This is a genomic window from Pseudomonas sp. MF4836 (assembly GCF_002018875.1).
In the GTDB taxonomy this organism is placed as follows: domain Bacteria; phylum Pseudomonadota; class Gammaproteobacteria; order Pseudomonadales; family Pseudomonadaceae; genus Aquipseudomonas.
In genome coordinates this window covers 120656-135789 of record NZ_MVOL01000009.1, presented here as the reverse complement: position 1 = coordinate 135789, position 15134 = coordinate 120656, and the positions used below count along the sequence as shown (strand labels likewise).

Here is a 15134-nt window from a genome sequence, read left to right as displayed (position 1 = left end):
TCAACTCCAGGCTAAGACTGCCATTGGCGCTCCTTATAGCGATATTCTCCTGGCGGGTAAAAAAGATTTTTTCAATCGACCGATCATCAAAATCAATGGTTACTCAATCGTCCGAAGTCTTTTGCTTGTATTCGCACAAGTCTTCGATCCGGCAACTGCCGCAGCGCGGCTTGCGCGCCAGGCACACATAGCGCCCATGGAGGATCAGCCAATGATGAGCATCAAGGAGAAACTCCTTGGGCACAAACTTCATCAGCTTGGTTTCCACTTCCACCACATTCTTGCCGGGCGCGATCCCGGTCCGGTTGCTGACCCGAAAAATATGCGTGTCGACGGCCATGGTCAGCTGGCGAAACGCCGTGTTGAGCACCACATTGGCGGTCTTGCGGCCGACGCCAGGCAGGGCCTCGAGCTCTTCACGGGTTTGCGGGACTTCACCGTTATGGCGCTCCAGCAGCAGGCGGCAGGTTTCGATGACGTTCTTTGCCTTGCTGTTGTACAGGCCGATGGTCTTGATGTACTGGGACAGGCCTTCGACCCCCAAGGCGTAAATGGCCGCCGGCGTATTGGCCACCGGATACAGTTTGGCCGTCGCCTTGTTGACCCCGACGTCGGTGGACTGGGCCGATAAAATCACCGAGATCAGCAGTTCGAATGGCGACGAGTAGGCCAATTCGGTTTTTGGTTCGGGATTGTCTTCGTGAAACCGTCGGAATATTTCCAGGCGTTTTGCGGCATTCATGGGTGATTCAGTTCCTTGAAGGCGGTCGGTGTGAGGTTGAGGCCCAGGCCTGTCTGGCTGCCAGCAGCAAGCCCAGCAGTATAAAACCGCCGGGGGCGAGGCTCAGCAGGTGCAGATTGCCGTGTAGGCTGGCGATCCAGGCCGGCCAGTCGGCCCCGTAGCGGCCGGCCAGCCATCCGAGATGGTTGCCCAAAGAGCCGCTGCCCAGCACTTCACGCAAGGCACCCAGGGTGATCAGTAACAGGCAGAACGCGCCGATCTGGCGCACTTGCCCTTGGCCATTGAAGAAACCACCGTGTTCCAGCAGTACGCATTGCAGCGCGATCAGGCCCAGGTAAATCCCCAGTTGCTGATGCAGTTCGAAGGCCCAGGCTTGCATCGCCAGGGCTGCGCAACTGCTCAGTGTGGCGCTGAGCAGCAGGCCGGCCAGCCAATGCAGGTCACTGCTGATCAGGCGTCGCAGGCCTTTCATGCCCAGGGCGTACAGGCTGATGACCAGCACTGATGCCAGCGACAGGCCCACTGCCTTGACCAGGGAGTCGCTGGCACCGATCAGCGCCACCAGCGTCAGTGAATAGTGCAGTGCAGAGGGCTTATTCATTGGCCGCACCTGTCAGCAGTTGATCCCGGTGTTCGTCGAAATAGCGCAGCGCATCATGCAGGGCGTTGATCACCGCCCGAGAAGTGATGGTGGCGCCGGCCATCTGATCGAACTGCCCCTGGTCTTTCTTCAGGGCCCAGGCGTTGTCGGCGGGATCGTTGCGCGATTTGCCGGCAAAACCTTGCAGCCAGCCATTGGGTTGTTCGGCGATCCGCCCGCCCAGGCCCGGGGTTTCCCCTTGCTTGAGGCTTTTGCTGCCCAGCAGCTGGCCATTGGCATCGATGGCGATCAACAGCTCGATGGGGCCCGCATAACCTGTGACTTGGCTGCGGAGCAACAGCGCGCTGGGTTGGCCGGCGCGGCTGGCGCGGTAACCGCCGAGCAGGGTGCTGTTGCTCAGAACCAGATGCTGGAGGGGCAACGGCTGGTCCAGGGGTTGATTGTCGTAGCTGCCCACAGGCAGCAGATCGAGCAGTTCGCGGGCTTGGCTCGCCCGTTGTTCGGCAGCGATTCGCGGGCTGGCGGCCTGCTGGGCGAAATAGCTCACCGCGATGCCAGCGCCGGCCAGCAGCACCAGCATCAACACACTCCGGCGGCGGCTCATGCTTGCGCCTGCGCGACGGGAGCGACCAAACGCTCCAGGGCGGGAACGGCCAGGTTCATCAGCAGCACGGCAAAGGCTACGCCATCCGGGTAACCGCCCCAGGTGCGGATCAGGTACGTCAGCAGGCCCACGCCGACACCGAACAGCAGCCGCGCCTTGGCGGCTTTCGGGCCGGAGATGGGCTCGGTGACGATAAAAAACGCACCGAGCATGCTGGCACCGGTGAGCAGGTGGAAAAATGGCGAGCCGTGGGAGTCCGAACCCGAGCCGTTCCAGCACAGCAGGCTGATGATAAACAGGCTGCCGAGCATGCCGACAGGGGCGTGCCAGCTGATTACCCGTTGTTGCAGCAAGAAGAGGCCGCCGGTCAGAAAGGCCAGGTTGACCCATTCGCTGCCGCGGCCGCCGAAACGGCCGAAGGCCGCATTGCCGGCGAACAGCTCGTCGATGGTCAGGCTTTTATTGATCCGCAGGCTGTCCAGTGCCGTGGCCTGGGCCCAGGCGTCCGGCACTTCCGATCCGAAATCGACGCCGAAGATCTGCTGCAGGCCGCCGAGCAGGTCCATGCCGTGGGACGTCGGCCAATGAGTCATCTGTTGCGGGAAGCACACCAGCATCAGCGCGTAGCCGAGCATCGCCGGGTTGAACGGGTTTTTACCCAGGCCTCCGTACAGGTGCTTGCCCAGCAGCAGGGCGCTGGCACTGGCGCTGACGGTCAGCCACCAGGGGCAATAGGGCGGCAATGCCAGGGCGAGCAAGGTGGCGCTGACCAGGGCGCTGCCGTCGCCGAGGGATGGCTTCAGCGGCCAGGCACGTAGCCGCAGCACCGCAGCTTCTACCGCCAAGGCCGTGGCGCTGGCCAATAACCCGTTGATCAGCACCCCCCAACCGTAAAACCACACCAGCACCAACACCCCGGGCAGGGTGGCCAGCAGCACCCGCTGCATGGCCTGCTGCAGGCGTGGTTCCGACTGGGCCAGTTGTTCAGTTGGGGGCATGGGCCTGCACCTGGCGCTCGGCTTCGGCCAATCGTTCGCGGGCCTTGGCCAGCAGCTCTGGCGAAGTGTCGGCATGGCGCTCGAGCTTGCTCACCTCGGCCCGGGCGTAAGCCAGTTCGGTTTTCAGTTGGCGCAGTTGAGTGTCGATCGGGCGTTTCTCGACCCGGGTCAGGTTCGGCGCCGGTTTCGCGCTTGCCGCCTCGGCAGCGTGCAGGGCCTGCTCGGCCTCGGCCAGGGCCGCGCTCAAGACGGCCAGCTGTGCCTCGGGAGCGGCATCGCTCTGGGCTTTTTTCAGCTCGGCGCGGCGCATGGCCAGCTGGATCTTGGCTTTCTTGAGATCCGGGTCCTTGGCTGCGGGCGCTGCTGTGGGAGCGGGGGCCGTGGATTCAAGTTCGGCCAGGACCTGCTCGGCCGCCTCGAATTGGCGTTGCAGGATGATCAACTGCGCCTGCTGCTCAAAGGTCGGTGGATGACCGAAGGCTTTCAGGGATTTGTTCAACTGCGCGCGGCTCATGGCCAGATCGATCTTGGCTTTTTTCAGCGCCGCATCGGCTGCCGCCGCTTTTTGCGCGCGAACCCTTTCGACGGCCGCCTGCACCGGATTCAGGCTGCTGGTGCTGGTGCTGGTGCTGGTGCTGGCCTGCACGGCGCGCTGCGCCCGGGCTTGGCGTTCGGCCAGTTTTTGCTGTTCTTCACGTTGCAGTCGGGCGTTGCGCTGCTCGAAGCGGCGCCGGGCATGGTCGCGCTTGGCATTGCGGGCGCGTTGCTGTGCGAGGTCGGGCGCCAGGCCGCCGACGATCGGCAGCACGCTGGCCAATGGCAGCGGCTGCATCTCGATGCAATCGACCGGGCAGGGCGCCACGCAAAGGTCGCAACCGGTGCACTCGTCGATGATCACGGTGTGCATCAGCTTCGCCGCGCCGACGATGGCATCCACCGGGCAGGCTTGTATGCACTTGGTGCAGCCGATGCACTCGGCCTCGCGGATAAAGGCGATCTGCGCCGGGGCCGAGCCGCGGCTGGTGTCCAGTTCCAGTACCGGAACCTGCAGCAACCGGGCGAGGCTGGCAATGGTTTCGCTGCCACCCGGTGGGCACTTGTTGATCGCCTCGCCGTCGGCAATGCCCTGGGCGTAGGGTTTGCATCCGGGATGGCCGCATTTACCGCACTGGGTCTGCGGCAGCAGGGCATCGATGCGTTGAATCAGACTCATGTCTTGATCAGTCCGTTGAAGCCGAGAAAGGCCACTGCCATCAGCCCGGCGCTGATCAGGTCGACCGGCAGGCCGCGAAAGGGCAGGGGCACATCGTTATCTAGAATGCGCTGGCGCAGGTCGTTGAACAGGCTCAACACCAGCCAGAAACCCAGGCCCGAGCCCAGGCCGAGTGCGGCCGCATGCACCACACCCTGAGTGCCCTGGGCATCCAGGAGCAGCAGGCCAAGTACGCCAGCGTTGCCGAGCAACAGTGGCCAGAGGTGGTCGAAGGGCAGTTGCGGCAGGGCACGAGCCAGCAGCTTCAGCAGCGGGCTGACCAGCAGGGCGCAGAGCGGCAGAAACACCAGGAGCTTGAGTGAAGTCAGCTGCAACGGAACCAGCAGCGCCTGATACAGCACATGCCCGCTCACCCCGCACAGCAGCATCAGGCACGTGGTGGCCAGCCCGAGGGCATGCACCTGACGGCGAGTCGCCGGCGCCGGACGTTGGCTGCGCAACAGCGGATCGACGCCCAGTGGCCAGTGCAACACCAGGTTATTGATCAGGGCAGCGCTGATAAGCGTGAGCAGTATGTCGGTCATGGACGTGGCCGGTGAGGGCAGGCGTGTAGCCTAAAGGTTAGGCATTATCCGGCAGCGCGCAGGGTCGGGCCAGATATGAAAATCCCCCCGTCACGCAAAGGCGTGGCGGGGGGATCGTGCCTGCGCGGGGGCTTACTTGATGCGCTGGCCAGGCTTGGCGCCGCTGTCCGGGCTCAGCAGATAGATCTCTTCGCCGCCAGGGCCGGCGGCCATCACCATGCCTTCGGAAATGCCGAAGCGCATTTTCCGTGGCTTGAGGTTGGCGATCATCATGGTCAGGCGGCCTTCGAGCTTGGACGGATCCGGGTAGGCGCTCTTGATCCCGGAGAACACGTTGCGCTGCTCATCACCGATATCCAGAGTCAGGCGCAGCAGCTTGTCAGCACCTTCCACGGCCTCGGCCTTGAGGATCAAGGCAACGCGCAGATCGACCGCGGCAAAGGCGTCGAACTCGATCTCCGGCGACAGTGGGTCCTTGGCCAGCTCGCCGTTGCCGGCAGGTGCCGCTTCACCGGTGTCGGTGGCGCTGGCGGTCAGGTCTTCTTTGGAGGCGTCGGTCATGGCTTGCACTTTTACCGGGTCGATGCGGGTCATCAACGGTTTGAACTCGTTCAGTTGATGGTTGCTGAGCAGGGTGGCGTGGTCATTCCAGGTCAGCGGCGCGACGTTGAGGAAGGCCTCTGCATCGGCGGCCAGCAGCGGTAGCACCGGCTTGAGGAAGATCACCAGTTGGCGGAACAGGTTGATGCCCAGGGCGCAGATGGCCTGGACTTCGTCTTGCTTGCCTTCCTGTTTGTTCAGTGACCAGGGGGCCTTGTCGGCGATCCAGGCGTTGGCGCGGTCGGCCAGGCCCATGATTTCACGCATGGCTCGGGCAAAGTCGCGGGCCTCATAGGCCTCGGCGATGCTCGGCGCGGCAGCCAGGAAAGCGTCAGTCAGTTCCGGCGCGGCATTGCCCGCCACCAGCACCCCGGCGTTGCCCTTGTGGATGAACCCGGCGCAACGGCTGGCGATGTTGACGACTTTGCCCACCAGGTCGGAGTTGACCTTCTGCACGAAGTCTTCGAGGTTCAGGTCCAGGTCATCGACCCCGCGGCTCAGCTTGGCCGCGTAGTAGTAACGCAGGTATTCCGGCGACAGGTGGTCGAGGTAGGTCCGGGCCTTGACGAAGGTGCCGCGGGACTTGGACATCTTCTGACCGTTGACGGTCAGGTAGCCGTGCACGTTGATGCCGGTAGGCTTGCGGAACCCGGCGCCTTCGAGCATGGCGGGCCAGAACAGGGCGTGGAAGTTGACGATGTCCTTGCCGATGAAGTGATACAGCTCGGCGCTGGAATCCTTGGCCCAGAACGCATCGAAATCCAGTTCCGGACGGCGGGCGCACAGGTTCTTGAAACTGGCCATGTAGCCGATCGGCGCGTCCAGCCAGACATAGAAGTACTTGCCGGGCTCGTCCGGGATCTCGAAGCCGAAATACGGCGCATCGCGGGAGATGTCCCACTGTTGCAGGCCGGCGTCCAGCCACTCGGCGATCTTGTTGGCCACGGCGTCCTGCAGGGTGCCGCTGCGGGTCCAGGTTTGCAGCATTGCCTGGAAGTCCGGCAGCTTGAAGAAGAAGTGCTGGGAATCCTTAAGCACCGGGGTGGCGCCGGAGATCGCCGACTTCGGATCCTTCAGGTCGGTAGGGGCGTAGGTCGCACCGCATTTTTCGCAGTTGTCGCCGTACTGGTCCTCGGTGCCGCATTTCGGGCAGGTGCCCTTGATGAAGCGGTCGGCCAGGAACATTTTCTTTTCCGGGTCGAAATACTGGGTGATGGAGCGCTGGGCAATGTGCCCGGCGTCTCGCAGTTTCAGGTAGATCTGGCTCGACAGCTCACGGTTTTCTTCGGCGTGAGTGGAGTGGAAGTTATCGAAGTCCACCAGGAAGTCGGCAAAGTCGGCGCTGTGTTCAGCCTGGACGTTGGCGATCAATTGTTCCGGGGTGATGCCTTCTTTTTCCGCGCGCAGCATGATCGCCGAACCGTGGGCGTCGTCGGCGCAGACATAAATGCATTGGTTGCCGCGGTGCTTCTGGAAGCGCACCCACATGTCGGTCTGGATGTATTCCAGCATGTGGCCAAGATGGATCGAACCATTGGCATAGGGCAGGGCGCTGGTGACGAGGATCTTGCGTGGCTCGGACATGGGGCTCGGCTACTTGATGAAACGGAGGTCGGCCACTATAAAGCGCCGGCGCGGATTTTTCACCCCGTGAGCCTGTATCCAAGTGCGGCGCTCACAAAAACCGTAGCCGGGCCGCTGGCTTGTGCTGGGGGGAAGTCGCCCCGAGCCGGTTGATGTGGCGCTGCCAGACTGACCGAATCAGTTCGGTTGCAACGACTTTGCCGGTCGGAGGGCGCAAGCTCCCTCGCCACGCATGTATGTCCGGCGTAGGATAGCCGCCTGTTTTTCCAGTCTTGTTATCGGAGTTGCCCATGAGCGCCGTCAATCGCGCAGCGGTGGAAGCCGTACTTCGCCAGTACACCGACCCTTACTTGAATCAGGACCCCGTCAGCGCCGGTTGCGTGCGGGCTATCGAGGTGCAGGGCGACCGTGTGTCGGTCCAGCTCGAGATGGGCTATGCCGCCGATCTGTTCAAGAGCGGCTGGGCGCAGATGCTGCAACTGGCCATTGAAGGCCTGGACGGCGTGGCGAGCGCCAAGGTCGAGATCAGTACCGTGATCGCCGCGCACAAGGCCCAGGCCCAGATTCCGGGCCTGGCCAACGTCAAGAACGTGGTCGCAGTGGCCTCCGGCAAGGGCGGTGTGGGCAAATCCACCACCGCCGCCAACCTGGCCCTGGCCCTGGCCCGCGAAGGCGCCAAGGTCGGCATCCTCGATGCTGATATCTACGGCCCGAGCCAGGGCATCATGTTCGGCATCGCCGAAGGCACTCGGCCGAAGATCAAGGACCAGAAGTGGTTTGTGCCGATCGAGTCCCATGGGGTCGAAGTCATGTCCATGGCCTTCCTTACCGACGACAACACGCCGATGGTCTGGCGCGGGCCGATGGTTTCCGGGGCATTGTTGCAACTGGTGACCCAGACCGACTGGGGCAACCTCGACTACCTGGTGATCGACATGCCGCCAGGCACCGGTGATATCCAGCTGACCCTGGCGCAGAAGGTGCCGGTGGCCGGTGCGGTGATCGTCACCACGCCACAGGACCTGGCCCTGCTCGACGCACGCAAGGGCGTGGAGATGTTCCGCAAGGTCAATATCCCGGTGCTGGGCGTCGTCGAAAACATGGCGGTGCACATTTGCTCCAACTGCGGCCACGCCGAGCACCTGTTCGGTGAAGGCGGCGGCGAGAAGCTGGCCAGCCAATACGATGTCGAGCTGCTGGCCTCGTTGCCGTTGTCGATGCTGATTCGCGAGCAGGCCGACGGTGGCAAGCCGACGGTGATCGCCGAGCCCGACAGCCAGATCGCCATGGTTTACCAGGAACTGGCGCGCCACGTTGGTGCGCGTATCGTGTTGCAGGAAGCCGCTGCACCGGCGATGCCGAATATCACCATCAGCGACGATTGATGAAGCCCTCTCCAGCGCAGGTTCCCGTGGAATAAGGAGCCTGCCTGGCAGGGGGGAGTCAGATCCGCAAGCCGCCATCCATTTCAAGGATGCGTCCGGTGTAATAGTCGTTTTCGAAGATGTAAGCCGCCGAATGGGCGATTTCTTCCGGTTTACCCATGCGCTTGAGCGGAATGCCCGAGGTCATTTTTTCCAGGGCTTCGGGTTTCATGCCCAGGGTCATTTCGGTCTCGATAAAGCCGGGTGCGATGCCCGCCACTCGGATGCCGTAGCGCGCCAGTTCCTTGGCCCAGGTCACGGTAGCCGCGGCGACCCCGGCCTTGGCGGCCGAGTAGTTGGTCTGGCCCACGTTGCCGGCACGGGAGATAGAAGAAATATTGATGATGACGCCGCTGTTTTTCAGCTCGACCATTTTTGCCGCGACTTCCCGAGTGCACAGGAACACCCCGGTCAGGTTGACGTCGATCACCGCCTGCCATTGGGCCAGACTCATCTTGGTCATTTCGCCGTCCTTGACCTTGAGCAGCAGGCCGTCGCGCAGAATGCCCGCATTGTTGATCAGGCCGTGAATGGCTCCGAAGTCCTCGGCGACCTGGGCCACCATGTGCGTCACCTGTTCTTCATTGGCCACGTTGCACAGGTAGCTGCGAGCCTCGACACCCGCCGCGCGACAAGCGGCGACCGCCTGATCGAGTTTTTCCGGGTTGAGGTCGACCAGCGCCAACCGGGCGCCCTTGGCCGCGAAATACTCGGCCATGGAGCGGCCCAGACCCTGGCAACCGCCAGTGATAATGATTACTTTGTCAGTGAGTTGCATTCGCATGTCCCGCTAGCAGGTCAGAGTGGTTTTCCTTTGGGAAATCCCCGCGCCGGACATGGCCTGGCTGCAGATGAGAATTGCCCCGATGGCGTAACTGGAACACTGCTCCAGGCGCCCGTCCGTTTTCGACGGATTAGTTAAAAGGAGTCATAAAGTGAGCGTTGAAGCTGCCAAGAATGCACGAGAACTACTGCTCAAGGAATACCGCGGCGTATTGTCGACCCACTCCAAGGCCATGCCCGGTTTTCCCTTTGGTTCGGTGGTGCCCTATTGCCTGGACGAGCAGGGCCGGCCGCTGATCCTGATCAGCCGCATCGCCCAGCACACCCATAACCTGCAGAAAGACCCCAAGTGCTCGTTGCTGGTGGGCGAGCGCGAAGCTGAAGATGTGCAGGCCGTGGGGCGCCTGACCTACCTCGCCGAAGCCGAAAAGCTTGAAGACAGCGCCGCCATCGACGCCGCTGCCGAGCGTTACTACCGCTACTTCCCCGAATCGCAGAATTACCATCAGGCCCACGATTTTGATTTCTGGGTCCTGAAGCCGGTTCGCCATCGCTATATCGGTGGCTTCGGCGCGATCCACTGGGTCGACCAGGTGACCCTGGCCAACCCGTTTGCCGGCAAGGGCGAAATCAGCATGGTCGAGCACATGAACAGCGACCATGGCAAAGCCATCGCCCACTATGTCGACCTGGCCGGGTTGCCCAGGACCGCGCCCGCGCACATGGTCGGGGTCGACACCGAGGGCATGCACCTGCGTATCGGCCAGGCGCTGTACTGGTTACCCTTTCCAAGCCTGTGTAATACGCCGACACAAGTGCGCGAGGCCCTGGTTTTCCTGGCCCACGCTGAACAATGGCCGAAAAATACGACCGCCGACGCTTGAATTCACGAATTGGCGACGTCATCTAGGGTCTATTGGAAGGCATTCTTCCGTAGAGGAAACCACTTGATGCGCCCTTTTCTGTTGCTCTTTCTGCTGTTCCCGGTGCTAGAGCTGTTTGTATTCGTCAAAGTCAGTGCTGCCATCGGGTTTTTCCCGGCGTTGCTGCTGATTATCCTCGGCTCGATGTTGGGGGTGCTGGTGCTGCGTGTCGCAGGCCTGGCCACGGCGTTGAAGGCCCGTGAAAGCCTGAACCGTGGCGAGTTGCCCGCGCAGACCATGCTCGAGGGCCTGATGATGGCCCTGGCCGGCGGCCTGCTGATCCTGCCGGGCTTCGTCAGCGACGTGCTTGGCCTGATCATGCTGCTGCCCCTGACTCGTCGCTTGCTGGCCAATAAAATGCGCCAGCGGGCCGAGGAGCAGGCGATTCGTCAGCGAGCCTTTGCCGACGATATGCACGCCGCTCGCGGCGGTCCGGCGCCACAGCGTCCGGTCGGGCGTGAGCCGAATGTGATCGAAGGCGAGTTCGAGCACCGCGATTCGTGATTCAACCGCACATCGACACGGCACCTTGAAGGTGCCGTGTTGGTTTTCGGCGCCAGGAAAGTAAAAAAATTTCACTGGGCCGCCCTTGTAATAAGCTTATGCGCCCTTATGTAACGGTCACCGCAAGGTTTCTGGTGGTTACGCCAGACAGACTTCCGCGGCTCGCTTGTCGAGTCGCAACCGGCAACGCCGGATTTGCTAACCCGCCGGCATCCACACCGGCCGCTTAAAACCACAATTAGGAGAGATCGACAATGAAGCTTCGTCCTCTGCATGACCGCGTCGTCATCCGTCGCAGCGAAGAAGAAAAGAAAACCGCTGGCGGGATCGTTCTGCCAGGTTCGGCTGCCGAAAAAGCCAACAGCGGTGAAATCCTTGCTGTCGGTACCGGCCGCTTGCTGGACAACGGTGAAGTACGTGCGCTGGCCGTGAAAGTGGGTGACAAGGTTGTGTTCGGCCCTTACTCCGGCAGCAACACTGTGAAAGTAGACGGCGAAGACCTGCTGGTAATGGCTGAGAACGAGATTCTCGCTGTTATCGAAGGCTGATTCCCCGCTCATTTTCCCGTTACTACAAAGTATTTAAGGAATATCGATCATGGCTGCTAAAGAAGTTAAATTCGGCGATTCCGCCCGTAAGAAAATGCTCGCCGGTGTCAACGTCCTGGCTGACGCAGTAAAAGCGACCCTGGGCCCGAAAGGCCGTAACGTGATCATCGAGAAGAGCTTCGGCGCTCCGACCATCACCAAGGACGGCGTTTCCGTCGCCAAAGAAATCGAGCTGAAAGATCGCTTCGAAAACATGGGCGCGCAGCTGGTCAAAGACGTTGCCTCCCGTGCCAACGATGACGCAGGCGACGGCACCACCACCGCTACCGTTCTGGCTCAGTCGATCGTCAACGAAGGCCTGAAAGCCGTCGCTGCCGGCATGAACCCAATGGACCTCAAGCGCGGTATCGACAAAGCGACCATCGCTATCGTCAAAGAGCTCAAAGCCCTGTCCAAGCCTTGCGCTGACACCAAGGCCATCGCTCAGGTCGGCACCATCTCGGCCAACTCCGACAGCTCCATCGGCGACATCATTGCCGAAGCCATGGAAAAAGTCGGTAAAGAAGGCGTGATCACCGTTGAAGAAGGCTCGGGCCTGGAAAACGAACTGTCGGTTGTTGAAGGCATGCAGTTCGACCGTGGCTACCTGTCCCCGTACTTCGTCAACAAGCCAGAGACCATGACTGCCGAGCTGGACGGTCCGCTGATCCTGCTGGTTGACAAGAAAATCTCCAACATCCGCGAAATGTTGCCAGTACTGGAAGCCGTTGCCAAAGCCGGCCGTCCACTGCTGATCGTGGCCGAAGACGTTGAAGGCGAAGCCCTGGCGACTCTGGTTGTGAACAACATGCGTGGCATCGTCAAAGTCGCTGCCGTCAAGGCACCGGGCTTCGGCGACCGTCGCAAGGCAATGCTGCAGGACATCGCTGTTCTGACTGGCGGTACCGTTATCTCCGAAGAGATCGGCCTGAGCCTGGAAAGCACTACCCTGGAACACCTGGGTAATGCCAAGCGCGTGATCCTGTCCAAAGAAAACACCACCGTGATCGACGGCGCTGGCGTTGAGACTGACATCCAGGCTCGCGTTCTGCAGATCCGTCAGCAAGTGGCTGACACTTCGTCCGACTACGACCGTGAAAAACTGCAAGAGCGTCTGGCCAAGCTGTCCGGCGGCGTTGCAGTGATCAAGGTTGGCGCTGGTTCCGAAGTTGAAATGAAAGAGAAGAAAGCCCGCGTTGAAGACGCCCTGCACGCTACCCGTGCAGCCGTTGAAGAAGGCGTGGTACCTGGCGGTGGCGTGGCACTGGTTCGCGCTCTGCAAGCCATCAGCGAACTGAAAGGCGACAACGCCGATCAGGACGTTGGTATCCAACTGCTGCGTCGCGCTGTTGAAGCGCCACTGCGTCAGATCGTTGCCAACTCCGGCGACGAGCCAAGCGTTGTGGTCGACAAGGTCAAGCAGGGTTCGGGTAACTACGGTTACAACGCTGCTACCGGCGAATACGGCGACATGATCGAGATGGGCATCCTTGACCCAGCTAAAGTGACTCGTTCGGCTCTGCAGGCAGCGGCTTCCATCGCCAGCCTGATGATCACCACCGAAGCGATGATCGCCGAGATCAAAGAAGACGCTCCAGCTGGCGGCGGCATGCCAGACATGGGCGGTATGGGCGGCATGGGCGGCATGATGTAAGCCAGCCTTACCCGCTGTACTGAAAAGCCCCGCCTGCGTTTAGCAGGCGGGGCTTTTTTATGCCTGCTTGTTGGCAGGCCAGGCTTGTAACGCTTTGCGAATGCTCCCTGAATCAATGGCGCCACTGCGCAGGGGCCGGTGCTGCGTGAAGTGGCAGGATACTTCCAGGTAGTGAAATGGGGCGCAGGCGAGAGAGGCAGGAGGAGAGGGCAGGAAAGCCAGCATCCACAATGCTTGAAAGGCCCCGGGGCGATGGCTCCGGGGCCTTTCGCTTAACGCACGCTGATCTCGACCGAGGCTTTTGGCGCGGGTTTCCAGCCCAGCAGCTGTTGCTTGAAGCCATAGCTGGCGGCTTGGTAGTAGGTGATGGCTCGGGTAACCAGCGGGTCGCTGGCCTCGGCCTGGGATTCACGGCTGTCGCCCAACGCCTGGTCATGCCGGCGCAGTCCCTGGCGTGGGCTGAGGATAGCCAGATCCTGGCCATCGAACAGCCCCAGGTGCTGATAATTACCGACCACCACGCGAGGCGGCAGCGGGTTGTCCTGCAGCAAGTTGCGGCCGAAGAAGGTCGATTGATAGTCCAGGTTGAGCAGGCCGAGCAGGGTTGGGGCCAGGTCGATCTGGCTGGCCAGCTGCGCGGTTTCCCGGGCTTCGATCAGTTTGGGCCCATAGATGAACAGCGGGATCTGGTAGTTGGTGATCGGCAAGTCTTCCTTGCCGGCGCTGCCCGCTGTGTGGTCGGCGACAAACACGAAAATGGTGTTGTCGAACCAGGGCTTTTGCCGCGCGGCCTCGAGGAACTGGCCGATGGCGTAGTCCGTGTATTTCACCGCGCCGTCACGGCCCTTGCCGGATTTGATATCGATCCGATCATCGGGGTAGGTGTAGGGGCGGTGGTTGGACGTGGTCATCAACTGCAATAGAAACGGTTGTTGCTTCTCATAGTCGGCGTCCGCCAGCTTGAGCGTTTGCTGGTAGAGGTCTTCGTCGGCCATGCCCCAGGCATTTTTGAAGTGGATTTGTGACTCTTCGACGCTGCTCTGATCGACCACGCGATAGCCATTGCCGCCGAAGAACGCGTTCATATTGTCGAAGTAACCACGGCCACCGTAGACGAACACGCTGTCGTAGCCGATGGCGCTGAGTTGCTGGCCCAGGCTGGCGAAGCCGCTTTCACGGCCGACGCGCTTGACGATCGAGCGCCCCGGGGTGGGGGGGATGGCCAGGGTGATGGCTTCCAGGCCCCGGTCGGTGCGGGTTCCGGTGGCGTAGAAGTTGTTGAAGTACAGGCTCTGTTTGCGCAGGGCGTCGAGGTTCGGTGTCAGGTTGCGCTCGTCGCCGTTGCTGCCCATGTACTTGGCGCTGAAGCTTTCAATGGTCACCAGGATGATATTGGCTTTGCGCAGCGTGCCTGGGTTATCGATGACCCGGCGGATATCCAGTGGGTCATTGCCGATAAAGCGCGCATTGGGTTCGCTGAGTTCGTCGCGCAATTGGCGGGCCACGATTGGCGCCGGCAGGCTGCGATAGAACTGCGGATAGTCGAGTTCGTTATTGCGAAATGCCGCAAAGAATTGATAGGGCCCGTTGCTCGCCAGTTCATTCTGATAGGCATTGCCACCCTGGGCGCGGGGGCTGTCCTGGCTGAGCAGTTGCAGGCTGGCCCCGGCAAGCAGCGCCAGGCCCAGTGCACCGACCAGGCGTCCACGCAGTGCTGGTAACGGTGCATCGAGTGCCGCGTTGAACAGTTTGCGCAGGGCCAGGCTCAGTGCAATCGCCAGGACCGCGAGAATGCTCAGCAAGGTGCCGATCGGGTACGACTCCAGGAGGTTGTTCAGCACCTCGTCGGAGTACACCAGGTAATCCACGGCAATAAAGTTGAAGCGCACCCCGAACTCATCCCAGAACAACCACTCCGCGACGGCGGTGAACAGCATAGCGAACAGGCTGACGCACAGCAGGCCCTGGAGAAACCAGCGATGGCCTTTGCGGCGCCACAGGCCCGGCGGGCACAGCAACAGATACAGGCCCAGGGGCAACGCGGCGTAGGCCAGAAAACCCAGGTCATAGAGCACGCCGATCCCGAACAGCGGTAGGAAGTGGCTTCCGGCCTCGTCCAGGTGGGTGATCAGCAACACGCTGCGGGTCAGGAGGAAAATCACCAGCCAGGAGCTGGTCAGAAGCAGCAGAAAACGCAACGGCGCTGACTTGAGCAGGTCCATTGTTAACATTCCTTATTATTCAATGGGGGGAGTGTGGAGGCGCCACTGTAGAGAGGTTGTGAACCGATAGTGAAAAACTTGTTAAGCGCCGGGCACCGTCGGCACCGCGGC

14 protein-coding genes are annotated in these 15134 nt (G+C 61.5%); 5 read left to right on the top strand and 9 right to left on the bottom strand.

The features are described from left to right. Positions 1–103: 103 nt before the first annotated feature. From nth to metG, 7 genes are all read right to left on the bottom strand, one after another. Positions 104–742 carry an endonuclease III gene (gene nth, locus MF4836_RS21310; RefSeq protein WP_078471927.1) on the bottom strand — a complete coding sequence of 213 codons (639 nt, stop codon included), beginning with the start codon at positions 740–742 and terminating at the stop codon, positions 104–106. Between the two features lie 7 nt (positions 743–749). Then, positions 750–1343 carry an Rnf-Nqr domain containing protein gene (locus MF4836_RS21305; RefSeq protein WP_078471926.1) on the bottom strand — a complete coding sequence of 198 codons (594 nt, stop codon included), beginning with the start codon at positions 1341–1343 and terminating at the stop codon, positions 750–752. Continuing rightward, positions 1336–1947 (bottom strand): RnfABCDGE type electron transport complex subunit G, encoded by a 612-nt coding sequence (locus tag MF4836_RS21300; protein WP_078471925.1) that lies wholly within the window; start codon positions 1945–1947, stop codon positions 1336–1338. The genes MF4836_RS21305 and MF4836_RS21300 overlap by 8 nt, the downstream gene beginning before the upstream one ends. Then, on the bottom strand, positions 1944–2945 hold the full coding sequence (locus MF4836_RS21295; RefSeq protein ID WP_078471924.1) for an RnfABCDGE type electron transport complex subunit D: 1002 nt from the start codon (positions 2943–2945) through the stop codon (positions 1944–1946). Before MF4836_RS21295 ends, MF4836_RS21300 begins: the two co-directional genes overlap by 4 nt. After that, the gene (gene rsxB / locus MF4836_RS21290) at positions 2932–4158 is read right to left on the bottom strand and encodes an electron transport complex subunit RsxB (protein ID WP_078471923.1); all 1227 of its coding nucleotides are present in this window, start codon (positions 4156–4158) and stop codon (positions 2932–2934) included. The genes MF4836_RS21295 and rsxB overlap by 14 nt, the downstream gene beginning before the upstream one ends. After that, on the bottom strand, positions 4155–4742 hold the full coding sequence (locus tag MF4836_RS21285) for an Rnf-Nqr domain containing protein (protein WP_078471922.1): 588 nt from the start codon (positions 4740–4742) through the stop codon (positions 4155–4157). The genes rsxB and MF4836_RS21285 overlap by 4 nt, the downstream gene beginning before the upstream one ends. A gap of 132 nt (positions 4743–4874) precedes the next feature. Next, positions 4875–6926 (bottom strand): methionine--tRNA ligase, encoded by a 2052-nt coding sequence (gene metG / locus MF4836_RS21280; protein ID WP_078471921.1) that lies wholly within the window; start codon positions 6924–6926, stop codon positions 4875–4877. Positions 6927–7216: 290 nt separating this feature from the next. Between metG and apbC the strand changes: the two genes are divergently transcribed. Further along, entirely contained in the window at positions 7217–8311 is a 1095-nt protein-coding gene (gene apbC, locus MF4836_RS21275) for an iron-sulfur cluster carrier protein ApbC (RefSeq protein ID WP_078471920.1), read from the top strand. A gap of 58 nt (positions 8312–8369) precedes the next feature. Here the strand turns inward: apbC and MF4836_RS21270 are convergent, their stop codons facing one another. After that, positions 8370–9128, bottom strand: coding sequence for an SDR family oxidoreductase (locus tag MF4836_RS21270; RefSeq protein ID WP_078471919.1), 759 nt, complete (start codon positions 9126–9128; stop codon positions 8370–8372). Between the two features lie 157 nt (positions 9129–9285). Between MF4836_RS21270 and MF4836_RS21265 the strand changes: the two genes are divergently transcribed. The 4 genes from MF4836_RS21265 to groL all read left to right on the top strand — a co-directional run bounded on the left by MF4836_RS21265 (position 9286) and on the right by groL (position 12801). Then, entirely contained in the window at positions 9286–10017 is a 732-nt protein-coding gene (locus MF4836_RS21265; RefSeq protein WP_078471918.1) for a HugZ family pyridoxamine 5'-phosphate oxidase, read from the top strand. A gap of 66 nt (positions 10018–10083) precedes the next feature. Next, positions 10084–10560, top strand: coding sequence for an FxsA family protein (locus MF4836_RS21260; protein ID WP_020298599.1), 477 nt, complete (start codon positions 10084–10086; stop codon positions 10558–10560). Between the two features lie 254 nt (positions 10561–10814). Then, the gene (locus MF4836_RS21255; RefSeq protein WP_078471917.1) at positions 10815–11108 is read left to right on the top strand and encodes a co-chaperone GroES; all 294 of its coding nucleotides are present in this window, start codon (positions 10815–10817) and stop codon (positions 11106–11108) included. 49 nt (positions 11109–11157) lie between these two features. Continuing rightward, positions 11158–12801: a chaperonin GroEL gene (gene groL, locus MF4836_RS21250; RefSeq protein ID WP_020298600.1), complete on the top strand. Its 1644-nt coding sequence runs from the start codon at positions 11158–11160 to the stop codon at positions 12799–12801. A 272-nt stretch (positions 12802–13073) separates the two neighbouring features. On the opposite strand, the gene MF4836_RS21245 is transcribed toward groL, so the two are convergent. After that, positions 13074–15023: an LTA synthase family protein gene (locus tag MF4836_RS21245; protein ID WP_078471916.1), complete on the bottom strand. Its 1950-nt coding sequence runs from the start codon at positions 15021–15023 to the stop codon at positions 13074–13076. Positions 15024–15134: the final 111 nt, after the last annotated feature.